20 protein-coding genes and 1 tRNA gene are annotated in these 18,015 nt (G+C 32.9%); 1 reads left to right on the top strand and 20 read right to left on the bottom strand.

Translation table 11 applies throughout. The features are described 5' to 3' along the window. Window positions 1-102 precede the first annotated feature (102 nt). The 14 genes from lonB to bsdE14_RS14855 all read right to left on the bottom strand — a co-directional run bounded on the left by lonB (window position 103) and on the right by bsdE14_RS14855 (window position 14,035). Window positions 103-1,782 carry an ATP-dependent protease LonB gene (lonB, locus tag bsdE14_RS14920; RefSeq protein WP_264850760.1) on the bottom strand — a complete coding sequence of 560 codons (1,680 nt, stop codon included), beginning with the start codon at window positions 1,780-1,782 and terminating at the stop codon, window positions 103-105. 158 nt (window positions 1,783-1,940) lie between these two features. Beyond that, entirely contained in the window at window positions 1,941-3,233 is a 1,293-nt protein-coding gene (clpX, locus tag bsdE14_RS14915; protein ID WP_264850759.1) for an ATP-dependent Clp protease ATP-binding subunit ClpX, read from the bottom strand. A gap of 17 nt (window positions 3,234-3,250) precedes the next feature. Beyond that, window positions 3,251-3,835 (bottom strand): ATP-dependent Clp endopeptidase proteolytic subunit ClpP, encoded by a 585-nt coding sequence (gene clpP / locus bsdE14_RS14910; protein ID WP_264850757.1) that lies wholly within the window; start codon window positions 3,833-3,835, stop codon window positions 3,251-3,253. Between the two features lie 143 nt (window positions 3,836-3,978). Further along, a complete protein-coding gene (tig, locus tag bsdE14_RS14905) occupies window positions 3,979-5,271 on the bottom strand; it encodes a trigger factor (protein ID WP_264850756.1) in 1,293 nt (430 codons plus the stop codon). 151 nt (window positions 5,272-5,422) lie between these two features. Further along, window positions 5,423-6,211 carry a sugar phosphate isomerase/epimerase family protein gene (locus bsdE14_RS14900; protein ID WP_264850755.1) on the bottom strand — a complete coding sequence of 263 codons (789 nt, stop codon included), beginning with the start codon at window positions 6,209-6,211 and terminating at the stop codon, window positions 5,423-5,425. Between the two features lie 11 nt (window positions 6,212-6,222). Then, window positions 6,223-7,038, bottom strand: coding sequence for a hypothetical protein (locus tag bsdE14_RS14895; RefSeq protein ID WP_264850754.1), 816 nt, complete (start codon window positions 7,036-7,038; stop codon window positions 6,223-6,225). A gap of 208 nt (window positions 7,039-7,246) precedes the next feature. Beyond that, window positions 7,247-7,813, bottom strand: a complete 567-nt coding sequence (gene pyrE, locus bsdE14_RS14890) for an orotate phosphoribosyltransferase (RefSeq protein ID WP_264850753.1) — start codon at window positions 7,811-7,813, stop codon at window positions 7,247-7,249. A gap of 14 nt (window positions 7,814-7,827) precedes the next feature. After that, the gene (locus bsdE14_RS14885; protein WP_264850752.1) at window positions 7,828-8,724 is read right to left on the bottom strand and encodes a dihydroorotate dehydrogenase; all 897 of its coding nucleotides are present in this window, start codon (window positions 8,722-8,724) and stop codon (window positions 7,828-7,830) included. Then, window positions 8,717-9,457, bottom strand: a complete 741-nt coding sequence (locus tag bsdE14_RS14880) for a dihydroorotate dehydrogenase electron transfer subunit (RefSeq protein ID WP_264850751.1) — start codon at window positions 9,455-9,457, stop codon at window positions 8,717-8,719. The genes bsdE14_RS14885 and bsdE14_RS14880 overlap by 8 nt, the downstream gene beginning before the upstream one ends. Beyond that, window positions 9,423-10,325 carry an orotidine-5'-phosphate decarboxylase gene (gene pyrF / locus bsdE14_RS14875; RefSeq protein ID WP_264850750.1) on the bottom strand — a complete coding sequence of 301 codons (903 nt, stop codon included), beginning with the start codon at window positions 10,323-10,325 and terminating at the stop codon, window positions 9,423-9,425. Before pyrF ends, bsdE14_RS14880 begins: the two co-directional genes overlap by 35 nt. A 13-nt stretch (window positions 10,326-10,338) precedes the next feature. Next, entirely contained in the window at window positions 10,339-11,526 is a 1,188-nt protein-coding gene (locus tag bsdE14_RS14870) for a dihydroorotase (RefSeq protein ID WP_264850748.1), read from the bottom strand. A 2-nt stretch (window positions 11,527-11,528) separates the two neighbouring features. Then, window positions 11,529-11,960 (bottom strand): aspartate carbamoyltransferase regulatory subunit, encoded by a 432-nt coding sequence (locus bsdE14_RS14865; RefSeq protein WP_264850747.1) that lies wholly within the window; start codon window positions 11,958-11,960, stop codon window positions 11,529-11,531. Window positions 11,961-11,973: 13 nt separating this feature from the next. Beyond that, window positions 11,974-12,897, bottom strand: coding sequence for an aspartate carbamoyltransferase (gene pyrB / locus bsdE14_RS14860; RefSeq protein ID WP_264850746.1), 924 nt, complete (start codon window positions 12,895-12,897; stop codon window positions 11,974-11,976). 229 nt (window positions 12,898-13,126) lie between these two features. Next, the gene (locus bsdE14_RS14855; RefSeq protein WP_264850745.1) at window positions 13,127-14,035 is read right to left on the bottom strand and encodes a phosphodiester glycosidase family protein; all 909 of its coding nucleotides are present in this window, start codon (window positions 14,033-14,035) and stop codon (window positions 13,127-13,129) included. Window positions 14,036-14,372: 337 nt separating this feature from the next. Here bsdE14_RS14855 and bsdE14_RS14850 point away from each other — a divergent pair, with 337 nt between their 5' ends. Beyond that, a complete protein-coding gene (locus bsdE14_RS14850; RefSeq protein ID WP_264850744.1) occupies window positions 14,373-14,864 on the top strand; it encodes a superoxide dismutase family protein in 492 nt (163 codons plus the stop codon). 78 nt (window positions 14,865-14,942) lie between these two features. Here bsdE14_RS14850 and bsdE14_RS14845 read toward each other — a convergent pair whose 3' ends face one another. The 6 genes from bsdE14_RS14845 to bsdE14_RS14820 form a co-directional block, all read right to left on the bottom strand. Next, window positions 14,943-15,239 (bottom strand): hypothetical protein, encoded by a 297-nt coding sequence (locus tag bsdE14_RS14845; protein ID WP_264850743.1) that lies wholly within the window; start codon window positions 15,237-15,239, stop codon window positions 14,943-14,945. Between the two features lie 138 nt (window positions 15,240-15,377). Beyond that, window positions 15,378-15,453 (bottom strand) — tRNA-Lys (locus bsdE14_RS14840). 290 nt (window positions 15,454-15,743) lie between these two features. Then, window positions 15,744-16,457 carry an MBL fold metallo-hydrolase gene (locus bsdE14_RS14835; protein ID WP_264850742.1) on the bottom strand — a complete coding sequence of 238 codons (714 nt, stop codon included), beginning with the start codon at window positions 16,455-16,457 and terminating at the stop codon, window positions 15,744-15,746. 93 nt (window positions 16,458-16,550) lie between these two features. Further along, window positions 16,551-16,715, bottom strand: coding sequence for a hypothetical protein (locus bsdE14_RS14830; protein ID WP_264850741.1), 165 nt, complete (start codon window positions 16,713-16,715; stop codon window positions 16,551-16,553). An 83-nt stretch (window positions 16,716-16,798) separates the two neighbouring features. Further along, a complete protein-coding gene (locus tag bsdE14_RS14825) occupies window positions 16,799-16,969 on the bottom strand; it encodes a hypothetical protein (RefSeq protein WP_264850740.1) in 171 nt (56 codons plus the stop codon). 239 nt (window positions 16,970-17,208) lie between these two features. Beyond that, window positions 17,209-17,886 (bottom strand): 5'-methylthioadenosine/S-adenosylhomocysteine nucleosidase, encoded by a 678-nt coding sequence (locus bsdE14_RS14820; RefSeq protein WP_264850739.1) that lies wholly within the window; start codon window positions 17,884-17,886, stop codon window positions 17,209-17,211. Window positions 17,887-18,015 lie beyond the last annotated feature (129 nt).

Genomic DNA, 18,015 nt, shown 5'->3' with positions numbered 1-18,015 from the left:
TAGACTTATATATTATACCCATAAAATACACCTTTTTCAATGGTGTTTACTACATACTTCATGAAATTCTAGTTTATTGCATTCATATTTTTAAATGGAAAACTATGCTTTTACCGACTTTGCTGAAAGAATGTCAGTACCTGAATCAATTGTTACCGTTCCTTTATCCAAACTATTATTACATAATGCTAATTCAATTACTTCACTGATACTTTTTACTGCAACAATTTTTACATCTTCAATTAAACTAAAGCTTTCCTGCCAGTTTTCTTCTGGAATTATTACTTTAGTTGCTCCAGCCTTTTGCGCAGCAGATATTTTTGCATTTACTCCTCCAATTGGTTTAACATTTCCGTGTATTGACAATTCCCCAGTCATTGCTACTTCGTTGTTAACTGCTATTCCTGTTATAGCACTATATATAGCAGTGGCTATACTTATCCCTGCAGAAGGCCCATCCACAGGTACTCCTCCTGGAAAATTTACATGTATATCATAATTATTGCAGTTAATATCATATACCTTATCCAAAACTGTAATCACATTTTCTACAGAGCATCTTGCAGTACTCTTACGTCTAATATTACCATTTGAATTTTTTATCTCTTCTTCTTCAATTATTCCTGTAATCCTAAGCGTACCTTTTCTTAATTTACTTTTTCTTGCAGTGGCTTCTATTTCCATTACAGCACCCATATTAGCCCCAAACACAGCAAGACCATTAACATATCCAATTTGAGGTTTATCATTTATTTTCTTCTCTGGTCTTGGAGAATATTGACCATTTTCAATTACCCACTCCACATCTGAAGTAATAACACAATTTCTTCCCTCATTAATGGCAATACCTGCAGCTAATTGAATAAGATTGACTGAGTCTCTCCCGTTTGTAGCGTATTTACCTACTAATTTTTTTGCCTTTTCCTCAATTTTAATGCCTATTTTATCTACTGCATTTTGTGCTATTATCTCAATTTCCTCTGGTAAAAGGGCTCTAAAGAATACTTCTACACATCTTGACCTTATAGCTGGGATAATCTCTTCTGGGCTTCTTGTAGTAGCTCCGATAAGTCTAAAGTCTGCTGGGAGTCCATTTTCAAATATATCTTTTATGTACAATGGCATATTTTGATCCTCTGAATTATAGTAAGCACTATCAAGCAATACTTTTCTATCCTCAAGAACTTTAAGAAGTTTATTCATTTCTATAGGATGAAGTTCTCCAATTTCATCAATAAAAAGTATCCCTCCATGGGCTTTAGTAACTGCCCCTGGCTTTGGCTGCGGAATACCAGCTACACCTAATGGGCCAGCGCCTTGGTATATGGGATCATGAACAGAACCTATAAGTGGGTCTGCTATACCTCTATCATCGAACCTTACTGTTGTTGCATCGATTTCAACAAACTTTGCATTTGCTTTGAAGGGTGAATATGTTTTTTTCTTTGCATCTTCTAAGACTAGTCTTGCTGCTGCTGTTTTTCCGATACCTGGAGGTCCATATATAATTACATGCTGGGGATTAGGTCCACAAAGTGCTGCTTGTAAAGCCTTTATTCCTTTTTCCTGACCTATTATTTCATTAAAAGTAGCAGGTCTGCTCTTTTCTGTAAGAGGCTCTGTTAAGCATACATTCCTCATCTTTCTCAGTTTTTCCATTTCTTTTTTATTCTCTTTATCAATTACCACCTTGTTTGACTGCTGTCCTTTTAATGCATTGAAGAAATATAATCCCATAACTACTGTGCATAACAATTCTATGAATATTAATACATTAGTCATAATTAATACAGTTTAATATCTTACGTATTAAACTCTGCCCTCCTTCCTAGTACTTTTAGTAAATTTATCCTATTTACTTTTTGTAGTATGCACATCTTTTATGTAATATATTCTAATAAAGATAATTAGAAATAAAAAAGAGCAGTTATTCACTGCTCTTATGCTGATTCTATTCCTTTTTTACCTAATGCCTTTTTAGAAACCTTTAATGGCACTCTTTTACCATCTTCAGCCATAATTAATTGAGGTGTCTTATTCTTAACAGTATCATCATTTACTATGACCTTTGCAATTTCTTCTCTTGAAGGTATTTCAAACATTATGTTCTTCATAATCTCTTCAATAATTGCTCGTAAACCTCTAGCACCTGTATTCCTTGTAATAGCTTCTTCTGCAATGGAAGTTAAAGCTTCATTATTAAATTCTAGCTCTACATTATCCATCTCAAATAACTTTTTGTATTGCTTAACAAGTGCATTTTTAGGTTCTGTCAATATCTTTACCAATGCATCTTTATCTAAAGCATCTAAAGTAACTACAATAGGTAATCTTCCAACAAATTCTGGTATTAATCCAAACTTTAAAAGGTCTCCTGGCATTATTTCCTTAAGAAGTTTGCCAATATCCTTTTGTTTCTTTGATTGGATCTCTGCACCAAAGCCTAAAGCACTTTGTCTTGTTCTTCTTTCGATAATTTTATCAATCCCATCAAATGCACCACCACATATAAATAATATGTTAGTAGTATTAATTTGAATAAATTCTTGATGAGGATGCTTTCTTCCACCTTGTGGAGGTACTGAAGCTACAGTTCCTTCAAGAATTTTTAGCAAGGCCTGCTGAACACCTTCCCCAGATACATCTCTTGTTATTGATGGGTTTTCTGACTTTCTTGCTATTTTATCTATTTCATCTATATATATTATACCTTTTTCTGCTCTTTCAATATCATAATCAGCATTTTGAATAAGCTTTAAAAGAATGTTTTCCACATCTTCTCCAACATAACCTGCTTCAGTTAATGTAGTTGCATCTGCAATAGCAAATGGTACATTTAACATTTTGGCTAATGTTTGAGCAAGAAGTGTCTTACCTGAACCAGTTGGACCTAGCAATAAAATATTACTCTTTTGAAGATCAACATCGTCACTTTCATTATTTAAATTTATTCTTTTATAGTGATTATAAACAGCAACTGCAAGTGATTTTTTTGCTTCATCTTGACCAACTACGTATTGATCAAGGTAGGACTTTATTTCTACAGGTTTTGGTAAAGATCCTACATCTACCTGAACATTGTCATCAAACTCATCTACGATAATCTCAGAGCATAATTCAATACATTCATCACATATATATACCCCTGGACCAGCAATAAGTCTTCTGACTTGATCTTGGCTTTTTCCGCAAAATGAACACTTTAATTGTTTTTTATCTTCATTTTTAGCCATCTTCACACCTCACTAGGTTATTTCTTTTTAGTTATAACCTCATCTATAAGACCATATTTCATAGCTTCCTCTGCAGACATAAAATTATCTCTCTCAGTGTCTTGCTGAATTCTTTCTAGCGGCTGACCAGTTCTTTCACTTAGAATCTCATTCAGCTTTTTCTTTATATCAAGTATTCTTTTAGCATGTATTCCTATATCTGTTGCTTGACCTTGAAAGCCACCTAATGGTTGATGTATCATAATTTCACTATTTGGAAGTGCAAATCTCTTACCTTTAGCACCAGCAGTAAGCAAGAATGCTCCCATGGAAGCAGCCATTCCTACACAAATAGTCGATACATCTGGCTTTATGTATTGCATAGTATCATATATAGCCATTCCAGCAGTAATTGAACCTCCTGGGCTGTTAATATATAGATAAATGTCTTTATCTGGGTCTTCTCCTTCAAGGAATAATAACTGAGCCACAATTAGGCTTGCAGTAGTATCGTTTACTTCTTCTCCAAGCATTATTATTCTGTCCTTTAAAAGTCTAGAATAAATATCATATGATCTTTCTCCTCTATTAGTCTGCTCAATAACCATTGGAACTAAACTCATAAAATCTCCTCCTCTACAAATCATCTATAAAATTAATTGCCAGAAAAAAATCTGGCAACTAAGTCCTATAAATATATTATATCTGTTTTTTGCATTTTTAGTTTAAAAGATTTGTGAACATCTTTTAAACAATTTATTGCAAATTATGCTACAGTTTTACTATTTTCTACAATCATTTTTACAACTTTTTCATTTACTACGTCAAGTTTAATATACTCTCCTTGAGAATCAACAATAAGTTTAGCTGTCTTTTCAACATCGTTTTGTCCGTATTGTTTAGCCATTTCTGTTGCCTTTTCCATTAATTCTTCTTCAGTTGCTTCAACATTTTCAGCTTTAGCTATCTTTGAAAGGACTAATTCAGTCTTAACTCTCTTTTCTGCGCTTTCTTTCATGAATTCTCTAACTTTTTCTTCAGTATTGTTAGTATAAGCATAGTATGTATTTAAATCTAGACCTTGATATCTTAATCTCATTTCTAGATCTTTTATCATTACATCTATTTCTTTTTCTATCATTACTGCTGGAATATCAACAGTTGCATTTGCACAAACAGCATCTACAGCAGCTTCTTCATATTCTCTCTTAGCTCTTAAATCATTTGATTCTTCCATTTTCTTTTTTAAGTCAGCCTTTAATTCATCTAAAGTATCAAACTCTGAAACCTCTTTAGCAAATTCATCATCTAATGAAGGAAGCTCCTTAACTTTTATTTCCTTTACAGTAACTTCAAATACTGCAGGCTTTCCGTTAAGTTCTTCTTTTCCATAGTGTTCTGGGAATGTAACATTTACATTTTTAGTTTCTCCAACTTTTGTACCAATTAATTGCTCTTCAAAAGTATCTATAAAGGAACCTGAACCTATTTCAAGAGAGTAGTCTTTTCCTTCTCCGCCTTCAAATGCTATTCCATCAACGAAGCCTTTAAAGTCGATAATAGCTATATTTCCATTCTCTACAGTTCCTTCTTCTTTTGTTTCAATTCTAGCATTTCTTTCTTGCATAGCCTTTAATTGACTATCTATTTCTTCTTCGTTTACTGGATATTCAACTTTTTTAACTTCTACTCCTTTGTATTCACCAAGTTCAACTTCTGGCTTTACAACAACTTTTGCAGTATAAACGAATTCTTTGCCTTCGCCAATTTCAACTATGTCTATTTCTGGATAATCAACTGGATTTAAGTCATTATCTTTAACTACTTGTGGATATGTATCTTCACATACGAAATTTATAGCATCTTCATAAAGTACTCCTTCACCATAGTACTTCTTTATTATATTCATTGGAGCTTTACCTTTTCTAAATCCTGGTATATTAAACTTTTTAGAGTTCTTTGCATAGGATTTCTTTAAAGCTTCATTAAACTTTTCAGCCTCAACAGTTATTTCTAATTTAACAACGTTTTGTTCTATTTTTTCCATTTTAACGTTCATTATACTATTCCTCCTAATTAACTTGTAAGTATATTAACCATAATATTATAACATACATTTAAAATTATTTACAAATATTATTGTAATTAATCCTACAATTTTCTTGTCTTTATAATTATATACCATAAATATTGCTTTTTACAACTATTAACTACATTTGTAAATGCTTTTGAGTCCAAAGTTTTGATTCTAATAGTTCAGCATAATCTCTGTAATTGCTTCGATACACTTCTAAAATTGCCGGACCTTTATATTCCACTTCCTTTAATTTATTTATAATACTTTCATAATCAACTGTTCCTCTTCCCGGCAGCAAGCATACATTTTTATCGTCTCTGTCATTAATATGAAAGTTGATTATATCTTTTCCCATTATATCAATATAACTATTAGGTTCAATTCCAGACTTATACGCTTGCTTTATATCAATAGTAAAATAAACTGGATATTTACACTTTTCCTTAAGCATTTCAAGAAATTTAATATTTGAAGACATACACCAGGATACATTTTCCTGAGCTAGCTTTATTCCATTTTCTAACGCAATATAAGAAAGTTCATTATAAATATCTATAACTAAATTTTTATCAATAATTTCAAAACTTTCCAGCCGCATTCCGTGAAACACATAACATTTAGCTCCAAGCATGCTTCCTGCTCTGCATATGTTCTTAAAATACTTAACCATATCCTCTCTTCTTCTTTTATATTTGTCAAAGAGATATGGTTCAAACTGTGAGCCAAAAGCATGAACTGAATTTACCCTAAACGAATTTGTCTCTACCTTTTCTAAAAGCATTTTAATAAATTCTTCTTCATATTCACTTGGGCTATTTAGAAAAATTTCACCAAAGTCAAATCCTATTTTTTTCATAAGTGCTATGCTGTCCTCTGTATTTACTTCAGGGTAAAAGCTAGCAGATGATAACCCTATTTCCATAAAAAACCTCTCTATTCAGTAACTTGACCGTCAGCCTTGAGATATTTTGTTTTATCTGCAATTACAGCTTCTAGCCCCTTGTCTGTAAGATTATTTAGTTTTATGTCATCCCCTTCAACACCTTGAAAATGACTAAATTCTTTACTTTTTATATTTACTTTCCAAACATATTTGGTAGCTCTATTATCAAACCATGGAACTTGTGTTATAAACGCTACATTCTCTTCATCCAAAAACTTTGGTGACTGCGACCATACATACTCAGGCTTTTCCTTCACAACATTTTCCCTTGTAAATGTTGTACCACCACTGGAAGTGTACTGAGCATAGCTTATATCCTGCTTATTTCCGTCTATATCCACATATGTCATGGACTGTGTTTTAGTATCCAGTATAACTATTCCTTTACCAGAAGGACTTATATTATAGTTTATAGAGTTATCTGCTGGAAATATATATTTAAACTTTTTGTTGTTGTCTTTTTCATCATATATAACTTTTACCTGTGCACCACTGCTTAAAGTTAAATCATATCCCTTCTCATCTTGTTCCTTTGTATTTGCACTTGCTTCCTTTTGAGAATTATTATTTTGAGCATTGGTGTCTGTCTTTTGATTTTTATTTTCTTCTACTTTTTTATCACTAGAATTTTGTTTATTAACCTTATTTGTAGTCGTAAATATTTTCTTTAGATTATTCTTCACATCAACTTTAAATACAGCAAGCGATCCTACCCCTATAACCACAACTACAATAGCTGCAATTATTTTCTTTCTTCTTTTCATCCTTTTTTCATAATCCTTACTGAATATGCTAGGCTTAGCCATTCCATATCACTCCTCTATTTATGATAAAGCTGAAAATTTAGCTTTATAAATCTTGTTTCATATAAAAATCCATTATTTATTATACCTTATTATACAATAAAATAATAATATATTTTTGTAAATTTGTGAAATATTTATTATATTTTCTCCAAATACTCTACAAATAAAAAAACTCATGCATCTTGCGAGCATGAGCCTTCATTAAATATTACTTTATATTTCTACTGCCAGGTTTAATATAAGGTATTTTTTCCTTGCATAATGGACATTCCTCAGCAGAATATGCTTCTACATTGAGTTTTATAGCACTGTATAAAGCAAGGTCCACTTTCTCAACACTTCTATCAGCTATGCATGCTATTCCAACCACTGTTCCTCCAAAGCCTTCTATTACCTTGGAGGTTTCTAAGGATGACTTTCCTGTAGTTACTACATCCTCTGCAATAATAACCTTTTGGCCTGCTTTAATTTCAAAGCCTCTTCTTAAGCACATTTCTCCATCCACTCTTTCAGTGAATATTGCCGGCTTATTTAATTGCCTTCCCAGTTCATATGCAACAATTATCCCACCCATTGCAGGACCAACTATTAAATCAAAATCAACCTTTTTTAATTTTTCCACTACCACACTTAATACTTCTTCAGCCTTTTGTGGATATTGTAGTAGTCTTGCACATTGGCAGTATCTATTGCTATGCTTTCCTGATGAAAGTAAAAAGTGTCCTTCAAGTAATGCTTCAGTTTCCTTAAGTAAATCTAACACTCTATTTTCCATATTTAACCCTCCAACTATATAATTCCTCTTATTTCATTTATATGCTTTATTCCTTCTTTTCTCATAAACACTTGTATTCCATTTATTATATCAAGGCACACATCTGGTTTTATAAAATTGGCTGTTCCAACTTGAATTGCAGCAGCACCAGCCATTATAAATTCAATAGCGTCTTCTGCAGTTACAATCCCGCCCATACCAATTACAGGAACCGAAACCGCCTTACTCACTTCATGAACCATTCTTAATGCAACTGGCTTTATTGCAGGTCCAGATACCCCCGCATATACATTATCAAAAACAGCCTTTTTTTTGTTTATATCTATAGCCATGCCCTTAAGGGTATTTATTAAAGATAAAGCATCAGCTCCTCCCTCACAGCACTTAACCGCCATATCAACTATATCTTCTGCATTAGGAGAAAGCTTTACTATTAATGGCTTTTTACATACCTTCTTAACTTCACTTACAATAGAATAGGCTACTTCGGATTTAATTCCAAAATTCATGCCCCCACATTTAACATTGGGACATGATATATTAAGTTCAATCATATCTACATCAGTACTGCTTAATTTCTTAGCTCCTTCAATATATTCTTCAACAGTACCACCACCTAAATTAGCGATTATTACTGTATTAAGCTCTCTCATTCTTTTCATTTCTAGCTCTATAAAACTGTCTATTCCAGGGTTTTGAAGTCCTACACTATTCATCATCCCTGATGGAGTCTCGTACATTCTAACTCCGTTATTTCCTTCACGCTTGTTTAATGTCAAGCCTTTAGTACATATTCCACCAAGTGCAGCTACATCATATATCTCCCCATATTCTCTACCAAAACCAAAGGTTCCGGAAGCTGCAATAACTGGATTCTTAAAATTAACGCCGCATATATCCAAACTAAGCATCTAATAGGACCTCCTCTCCCAAAAATACAGGTCCATCCTTACAGGTTCTCTTGTTTCCATCTTTTGTCTTGCAGGTACATACAAGGCAAGCACCCACTCCACAAGCCATATGCTTCTCCATTGATACATACACTGGAACCTTTTTTTCTCTGCACATTAATATTACCCTATTCATCATAACCTCTGGACCACAGCAAAGTACTACATCATAGTCCTCAGGCTTAAAAACATTTGTAATATATCCTTTTGAGCCAATTTCACCGCTCTCAGTAGATATTACTATTTTATTTACATATTCATTAAAATTCTCAACTTCATATATACTGTTTCTAAATCCTGAATATAGATCTATTTCACAATCCTTGATAGCTTTTGCAGTGTAAAGCATAGGTGCTATACCAATGCCACCAGTTACAATTGCTACTCTTCCACTTAGGCCTCCTACATTGAACCCATTTCCTAGAGGTCCATGGAGTTCTACGCTATCTCCCTTTGCAATTTTACTTAAAGCTTTTGTTCCTTTGCCAACTACGTTATATAAAAAAGTAATGCTATTTTCATCTATATCATATATACTTATAGGTCTTGGGAGAAGTGCCCCTTCACTAGAACACTTAAGCATATAAAACTGTCCCGGAACTCCTTTAAAGCTTCCACTAACAGTAAGCTTATATATTCCATCAGAAACTTGTTTATTACTAAGCGCTATATGCTGTCCATAACTTATGTTCATTCTCTTTTCCTCCTAGAGCTTTATTTAACTCTTCTCTTATTCTAAGAACCTCTTCTCTAGCGCAGAGTTCAAAATCATTTTCTCTGCCTTCCTGATTCTTATAAGCTAAAAGTATGCCTCTTGAGGAATTAACCACTCCACCGTTTCCATTCTTCATATATAATGCTACATCTTCTGCTGTACCACCTTGTGCTCCATAGCCTGGTATTAAGAAGTAGGTACTGCCTAGCCTTTTTCTTATTTCCATTGCTTCATCTCTATGTGTACATCCAACTACTCCGCCTATTGCACTATAGCCGCAGCTTCCAACATATTTTTTCCCCAGCTGATTTATTTTGTCTCCAACTATCTCATAAACTTTTTCTCCGTTGCTGTCTATATACTGTATATCTTTTGCGCCTTTATTCGAGGTTCTAACCAAGGCGAATATTCCCTTTTCTCCACTTTCAACATACTTCAAATATGGTTCTATACTATCTAGTCCCATATATGGATTTAGCGTAACAAAGTCACACTCAAAGTCACCAGTAAAGTGTGCTTTAGCATACATAGATGCTGTTGCTGCTATATCGCCTCTTTTTATATCGCCTATAACAATTCCGCCTTTTTCTCTTATATATTTAAGTGTATTTTTATATACCTCAAGACCTAAAGTTCCTAAGGCCTCATAGTAGGCAATTTGAACCTTATAGCAGCCAGCTATATCAAAGGTGGCATCTATAATTCTCTCATTAAATCTATATAAAGCATGGTCTATATAGTTATATTTCTTTAAAAAACTCTCTGGTAAGTATTCTATTGCAGTATCTAATCCTACACATACAGGACCTTTTTTATCTACAATTTCATGTAATTTATCTATAATCATATTCCTACCTCCACTATCTTTCATTAAAAATAACTTTTCCACGTTTTATAGTAGATACTATTTTGCCATATACGCTGTATCCATCAAAAGGTGAATTTTTCCCTTTTGAAGCAAAGTTTTTTGAATTGATTTCATATTTCTCATTAAGATTTACTAGAACAAAATCTGCTTCCCTTCCTATCTTGATTTCACCTTTATTAAAGTTCATTATATAGGAAGGATTTTTGGACATCAGCTCTGATAATCTATTAAGTGTAATATGTCCGCCTTTTACCAGCTTTGTATAGCATACAGAAAATGCTGTTTCTATACCAGATATCCCATTAGCACCTTTTTTCTTATCCTCTGCACTGTGAGGTGCATGATCGGTAGCTATGGCATCAATATATCCAGCTTTTATTGCTTTAATTATATATTCAATATCCTCGCTTTTTCTTAAAGGAGGATTAACCTTATAGTCTGTTTCATCCGTTAAAGCTATATGGTGCGGAGTTACTTCACAGGTTATATTACAGCCCTGAGTTTTTGCCTCCATTATATAGCTAACTACTTCTTTTGTGCTTACATGAGCTAGATGAAGATGACAGCCTGTATATCTAGCTAGAGTTATATCCCGCCAGCTCATTGTATTTTCAGCTAGTCTGCTGTCTACCCCTGCTAGTTCTTCACTTTCAGCATGACTCATAATAGTAAGTCCCTTATGTTTTGCTTTAATCATAGCCTCCAGCATTATCTTACTGTTTGCTACACCTTTACCATCATCTGATAGACATACCACACTGCTGTCTAAACCATCTATATGACTTAAATCTTCGCCATCAAAGTTATTAGTAATTGAAACTGTCTGATGTATATCAATTAAATTTACTTCTGCAGCTCTTTTATTCACTAAATTAACTACATCCATGTTACTGCACACTGGATTTGTATTAGCCATTAAATTTACAGCAGTATATCCGCCTCTAGCTGCAGCTAAGCTTCCTGTTTCTATATCCTCCTTATAGGTAAACCCTGGTTCCCTAAAGTGAGTATGCAAATCCACAAAGGAAGGCAGTAAGGTTAAGCCTTCTGCCTCTAATACTTTACAATCTTTTATTATATTTTCACCAAGTTCATTTATCTTTCCATCTTTAATGTAAATATCGCCACGGAAGCTTTGAGACCAATCAATAATTTCTGCATTCTTAATTAGCAGCTCCATAACTACACCTCCAATGCTGTATGAGCCTCATCACAATATTCACATCTATACTCGCCCTTCTTAGCATCTACAAGATAAAAATTGTTCTGAATATGACTCTCTATTGAAGTAATACACCTTGGATTTTTGCATTTAAATATATTTTCTACTCTCTTTGGAAGCTCTAACTTTATCTTCTCTTTTAATATTTCGTTCTCAATCACATCTATTGTTATATTAGGATCTAAAAGTCCTAGTATTGTGTAATCCAAATCCATAACATTTTCAATTTTGATAATATCTTTTCTACCAAGTTTTGAACTTTCAACATTCATTATAAGAGCAACTCTAAAATCTGCTTTATCAAGCCCTAGATAATTAAATATTTTAGCACCATGTCCAGCCTTTATATGATCTATAACCAAACCATTTTTAATACTATTTATTGTAAGCATCCTAACCCCTCCTCTATTTAACACCTAGTAATTTTGCTATTAATGCCATTCTTACAAACATCCCATATTTAGCCTGTCTAAAATAACATGCTCTAGGATCTAGGTCTACTTCATAGCTTATTTCATTTACTCTAGGTAGAGGGTGAAGTACTATCATATCATCTTTTGCCAGCTTCATTTTTTCGCCATCTAATATATAACTATCTTTAAGTCTTATGTAGTCTTCTTCATTAAAGAATCTTTCCCTTTGGACTCTAGTCATATATAGTATATCTAGCTTATCGATAACTTCTTCCATTCGTTCCACTTCAACAAACTCTATATTATTCTTTTGTAATATTTCTCTTCTTATATAATCTGGAATTTTTAATTCATTAGGTGAGATTAGTACAAATTTGTTGTTTTCATATCTTGATAATGCCTTAATCAAGGAGTGAACTGTTCTTCCGAATTTCAAGTCTCCGCATAGGCCAATAGTTTGATTTGATAGACTTTTCTTTACAGTTTTGATAGTTAATAAATCTGTTAATGTTTGAGTTGGGTGCTGATGTCCTCCATCACCTGCATTGATTACAGGCATATCAGAATACATAGAAGCTACCTTTGGAGCTCCTTCCTTAGGATGTCTCATTACAGCTATATCTGCATAGCATGCAACGGTTCTTATTGTATCAGCCACACTTTCGCCTTTAGCAGCTGAACTAGAATTAGGTTCTGAAAATCCTAATACCTTTCCTCCAAGTCTTAACATAGCTGCTTCAAAGCTGAATCTAGTTCTTGTGCTTGGTTCATAGAAAAGAGTTGCTAGAATCTTACCCTCACAAGTATGGGCAAATTCCTCTGGGCATGCAATAATTTGATCTGCTAAGTTAAAAACCTCATTAAGTTCCTCTAGTGTAAAATCCATTGGGTCGATTAAATGTCTTCCTTTTAACATTGTAATTCCTCCTTCTTAACCTCACTGGGCTAAATTTAAAGGGCATAATAAAAGCCTTCCTTTAAGGAAGGCGTAATTATAGCGTAGTAAGCTAATAACTGTATATAACATGCCTTCATGGTCTCACAGGACCAAGCTTAAAGGTTTCTTTTCAAGTATAATAACATACTAAAATCCAATAGTCAATATATTATAAAAAAATACATCCTTTTATTTCTTATATCTTAGCTTAGTTCTTTTTAATAATAAAAGCTGATGGTAGATATCTTGGTCCATATTGGCTGCAGGGATGATTGATAGTCTTATTTTCATAAATCATTGTAGTTGACGCTCCACCATCTAAATTTGCTGCATTATAGGCATCATATTGAAGCATGATATCTTGGACCTCTTTAAGTGTAGCTCCAATGCTTGAAACCTGTCTGCCATCGATTACTAGCATTAGTATAGTTCCATCCTTTCGCTGTCCTATTGCTGTTCTTGGTGCTATACCCCAGCCTCCATTACCTTGTTTAATAGTAGGCTGTCCATTAACTACTAAGAATGGTGAAAAAGTTACTGCATCTCTAATCTTTTTAGCCTTCAATTCCTTTAACGTATAAGATCCTAACACCAACACTGAGTCTTCATTTAACCCTACAATATCATACCGATCCTTTTCGTTACCGTAAATTACTTGTCCATCTTCTATTAAAAGTCCAATTGGTGTACCTCCATTGCCCTTTCCATTTTCATCTGCAAATCCACCTGCATTTATTCCTCCAACGGCATCATATTCCTTTACAATATCTTCAAGCTTCATGCCATAGTTCCCCACTTTTTTTGTTGTAGCTACGGAAACTCTATCTGGATTACTCACTATTAGTAAATAACCTTTATATTTTCCATTACTTATGTCTACCATTTCAATATTATCCTTTTCTTTTGGAACACCCTTATTGTCATTATACTGAATATCCCCATTCTTAAAAGCTTCACTATCATTATATTTAGCCACTTCTATAGCCTTCTCGTCTGAGTATTTATCAGTAGTATCAACCTTATTTTTATCCATAATTTCATTTATTTCTTTTTCACTAAGAAAAGCTTTTGCTATATACTGATGACGCATAGTAGTCATAGCAGATGTAACAATCATTGTTTTAACATTAGTGAATGGCCCATAGAATATAGACCACACTCCAAAGGTACAAAATACTAATATTTGAATAATAATAAATATACTAATTTCTTTAATAATTTTTAGAAACCTTTTAATTTAACTCCCCTCCTGTATCTATATATTTAAAATTAGCAATCATTCTATAAATGAGTTTTATGAACTTCAGCTTTGTAGTTCTTTGTTATTATTTCATTATATTCCAATTTGCGTATTTTAACACTATACAATTTCTATATATTTATGGAAAACAATATTCACAAATTTATAATGATATCATATTTTATTAATGAAGCAAATTAGATGGAGGTTTTTTATGTTTGCTGCTGCTACAATCAAGGGAGATAAAATTGCACCTTCCCTTAATGGTAAAGTCCTCTTTGTAGATGTTCCGGGAGGAACAGAAGTTTATGTTGAAGTTCATGGTCTTCCCGAATATAAGCCTGGTTCTGAAAATAAAGCACCTATTGGTCCTCATGGTTTTCATATTCATGAAATAGGTAATTGTACAATGGGTGATATGAGCAATCCCTTTAGCGCCTCAGGCGGTCACTGGAACCCAAGCAAACAGCCCCATGGCAATCATGCCGGCGATTTTCCTGTTCTATTTTCCAACAAAGGATATGCTAGAATGAGTTTTTTTACTGATAAATTTAAGGTTAAAGATATAATAGGCAAAGCTGTAATTATTCACGAAAATCCTGATGATTATAGAACACAGCCTGCAGGTGCTTCTGGAAGAAGAATTGGCTGTGGTGTAATAGAGCAGCTTAATCTAAGAACTTGTCCTTACTATAACAATTATTAATACTTATAATTTTTGCTTATAAAAAATAGGTTGTCTAAAGGCAACCTATTTATATATGTCTTAAATATTTTTACACAGTTAATCTTCCTCAGACCATTCTTCTTTCTTTTCCTCCTCTTTCTTTCCATCACCTCTTTGTAATTCATGTTTTTCATCCATAGGAATTCCTATGAATTGTTGTTGTGCCTCATCCAATAGCTCATTCATCTCTATAAGCTTTTGATTTGATTTCATTTGATTTTGTACATTATCTAATATGTTAACTACCTTCTCAATAGACTCTTCTAGCTGATGCTGATATTCTTGCTGCTGCTTATGAGCTTCTTCTCTAAACTTTTTCATTTGTTCCATCAATTCTTGTTTTTCATTGTCCATATGAGTACTACGCCTCCTAATACATATAATTGATTTCCAAATTATATTTCCCTTTTTTAGTTTGTTTATGCTTTTAACTCTAGATAAGAAAAAAACCATCACAAAAAATAAAAAATCCTCTTATTACTAAGAGGATTTTGGTGCGCCATCAGGGATTCGAACCCGGGACCCACTGATTAAGAGTCAGTTGCTCTACCAACTGAGCTAATAGCGCATATTCATTTTGTGCTATCTTGTCCTAAGCACATAAACTATTATATATTCACTTATGCCCAATGTCAACCCTGTTTTTTATTTTTTTGCTTCTACTTACCTCAAAAAAGTAAAAATCAGCTGTTAAGGGGGCTTATCAGCTGATTTAATGCTTATAATCAATTAATTAAGGGGGACTTAATTCATTGTTATGTGTATATAATAACAACCAATTATGGCATTTCTATGTCAATTTTAAGTACTATTTGTAAACTCAATTTTAACATTATATAAACAAATTATCTCAAGTTACTATATTATATTTTCTACTATGTTAAATCCGTTTAATCTAATTTCTTCAATCAAGCTTTCTGAATCATAATGCATGCAGTAAATATTCCCCCTTATTTCATGTGGTGCTTTTTCACATAACTTTTTCATGGATAGATGAGCGCTATTTGGATAATCTGCTAAACATGTATCTATATATACTTCAATATTATTATCAAGTTTTAGCATATCTACTACATTACTAGGAAGGTCATTAGTATCTCCAAAATATATAATTTTTTTGCCATCAATCATATTTAATTTGTAACCAAAACTCTTAAAGTTTGGTACATGCTCCGTTTTAAAGGCTTCTATAAATTCTACACCAACCTTGTCCAGTCCAATTATTTTGCTGCAGCAATCTAAATTGTATTGAGATTTGTCAGCACCTTGCAGAGATAGCAATTGTTCTAAAGCTTTAACATCTTCATAAAAGATGTTAACCTTTATTTTCATTATATAGAAGCAATAGAATATTAAAGTACCCAGACTCCCTACATGATCTGGATGCAGATGTGTAATTAAAACATTAACTTTATCCACACCTTCTAGGAATTTAGCTTTAATTACTCTATCAAAAATATCTTCTCCACAATCGATAAGCAATAAATAATCATCCTTCTTTAAAAAGGCACTTGTATTCCCTTCCTTACTATTAAAGGCGCTCCCTCTTCCAAGAAACTTCAACAAACCCATAATTTTCTCTCCTATTAAAATAAAATCTATTCATTTAAATTATAGCTTAGAAAATTTCATTTGTAATTTTTTATATCTATAAAAAAAGAAAAGTCACTGTCTCGCATTATTTTTATCGGCTTCAATATCTTCATTTCCTATGCTTTTTTCAGGGACTGGAGCAATACCTAATCCATCAATACCATAGGCTAAGGTATGATTTAACTGTTTTACTACTTCATTTTCTTGGTTATTAATTGTTTTATCCTTATACTTCATATTACCACCTCAGATATTATAGTAACCTTAAATACTTATAATATTCTGCATAAAAAGCACCCTATTTCTAGGGCGCCCAAGTACTAACAACCTAAAAAAAGCAAAGCCAATATAGCAGCTATACCAAAATTGTTATTTCTTCTGCCATTAACAACTACATTTTTAGGGCAGCATCTTCTTCTTCTTTTTCTACGGCAGTGACGTCTTTCACTACAGCGGTCACTTCTTTCTTCACAGCTACAACTTCTACACATATATTATCCCCCCAATATTTAATATAACTTGTCCATAGTACAGTATATTAAAACTGGGACAAAACGTTACACAAGCACAATCACTAGTGTATCACCAGTGCTTTCATTGTGTATTTTCATATAAATAGGTATGTTATTATAAAGTTTCTAAATAACTTTATAAAACTTTAATAATACAACATATGGCGGCCGAGTAGTATGATATATACGTTATTTACTTTCACTTATAAATTGGATATTTAAAAGTTGTTGAGAATTTTGCTTGTTATCTCTAAACAAATTCTTGCAGATTCATTAACAGCGTTCCAAAATTCACTTGCTCCTCCAGTAATGCTATCAGATACAGTTTTTATCAACAAACATGGAATTTTGTTTTTATTACAAGTAAGTACAATTCCTGCAGCTTCCATTTCACAAATATCCGCCTTATAAATATTATGCAGTTCTTCCTTTTTCTCTTTTTGAGCAATGAATTTATCTCCAGAAGCACAAACTACTTTTCTTAATGTTGGTTCAATTTCAAGTGCTTTATGTAGAATTTCTTTTGTTGTGGGTATATAAACACTAGGATAGTCAAGATATCTTCCAACCTCAGATCCATCAGCCTCTGACGTATCAAAATCATAGTGAACAACACTTTCAACAATGCAGGTTCTTGCTAATGCCATTTCATGTGTCAAGCCACCGACAACACCAAAATTTACAATTAAATCTATATTAAATTGTGATATTAAAAACTGCGTTGCCATAGCCGCAGCAATTTCTCCTGCTCCACTATGAATTACAAATAGCTCCTGTTCAGCTAACTTATATTGATAAACTACGTGACCTGCAAATTTTAATTCTTGAATTGGCATTCCAAATTTATTTAATACTGCCTCTATTTCAACAGCCACAATCATTCCTATTTTTTTCATTTTATTCCCTCCCCATTTTCACCTACATGATTATGCAATATTTTGCATCTCTAAACTTAACAAGCTATAAAATAATGATACCATAATTTTACTCAGTAATGCAGCGATTAAATTTTAGTCCCTTTATTT

It is taken from the genome of Clostridium omnivorum (assembly GCF_026012015.1).
Taxonomy (GTDB): Bacteria; Bacillota; Clostridia; order Clostridiales; family Clostridiaceae; genus Clostridium_AX; species Clostridium_AX omnivorum.
The sequence above is the reverse complement of the archived record's forward strand: the minus strand, read 5'-3'. Positions and strand labels throughout refer to the sequence as shown.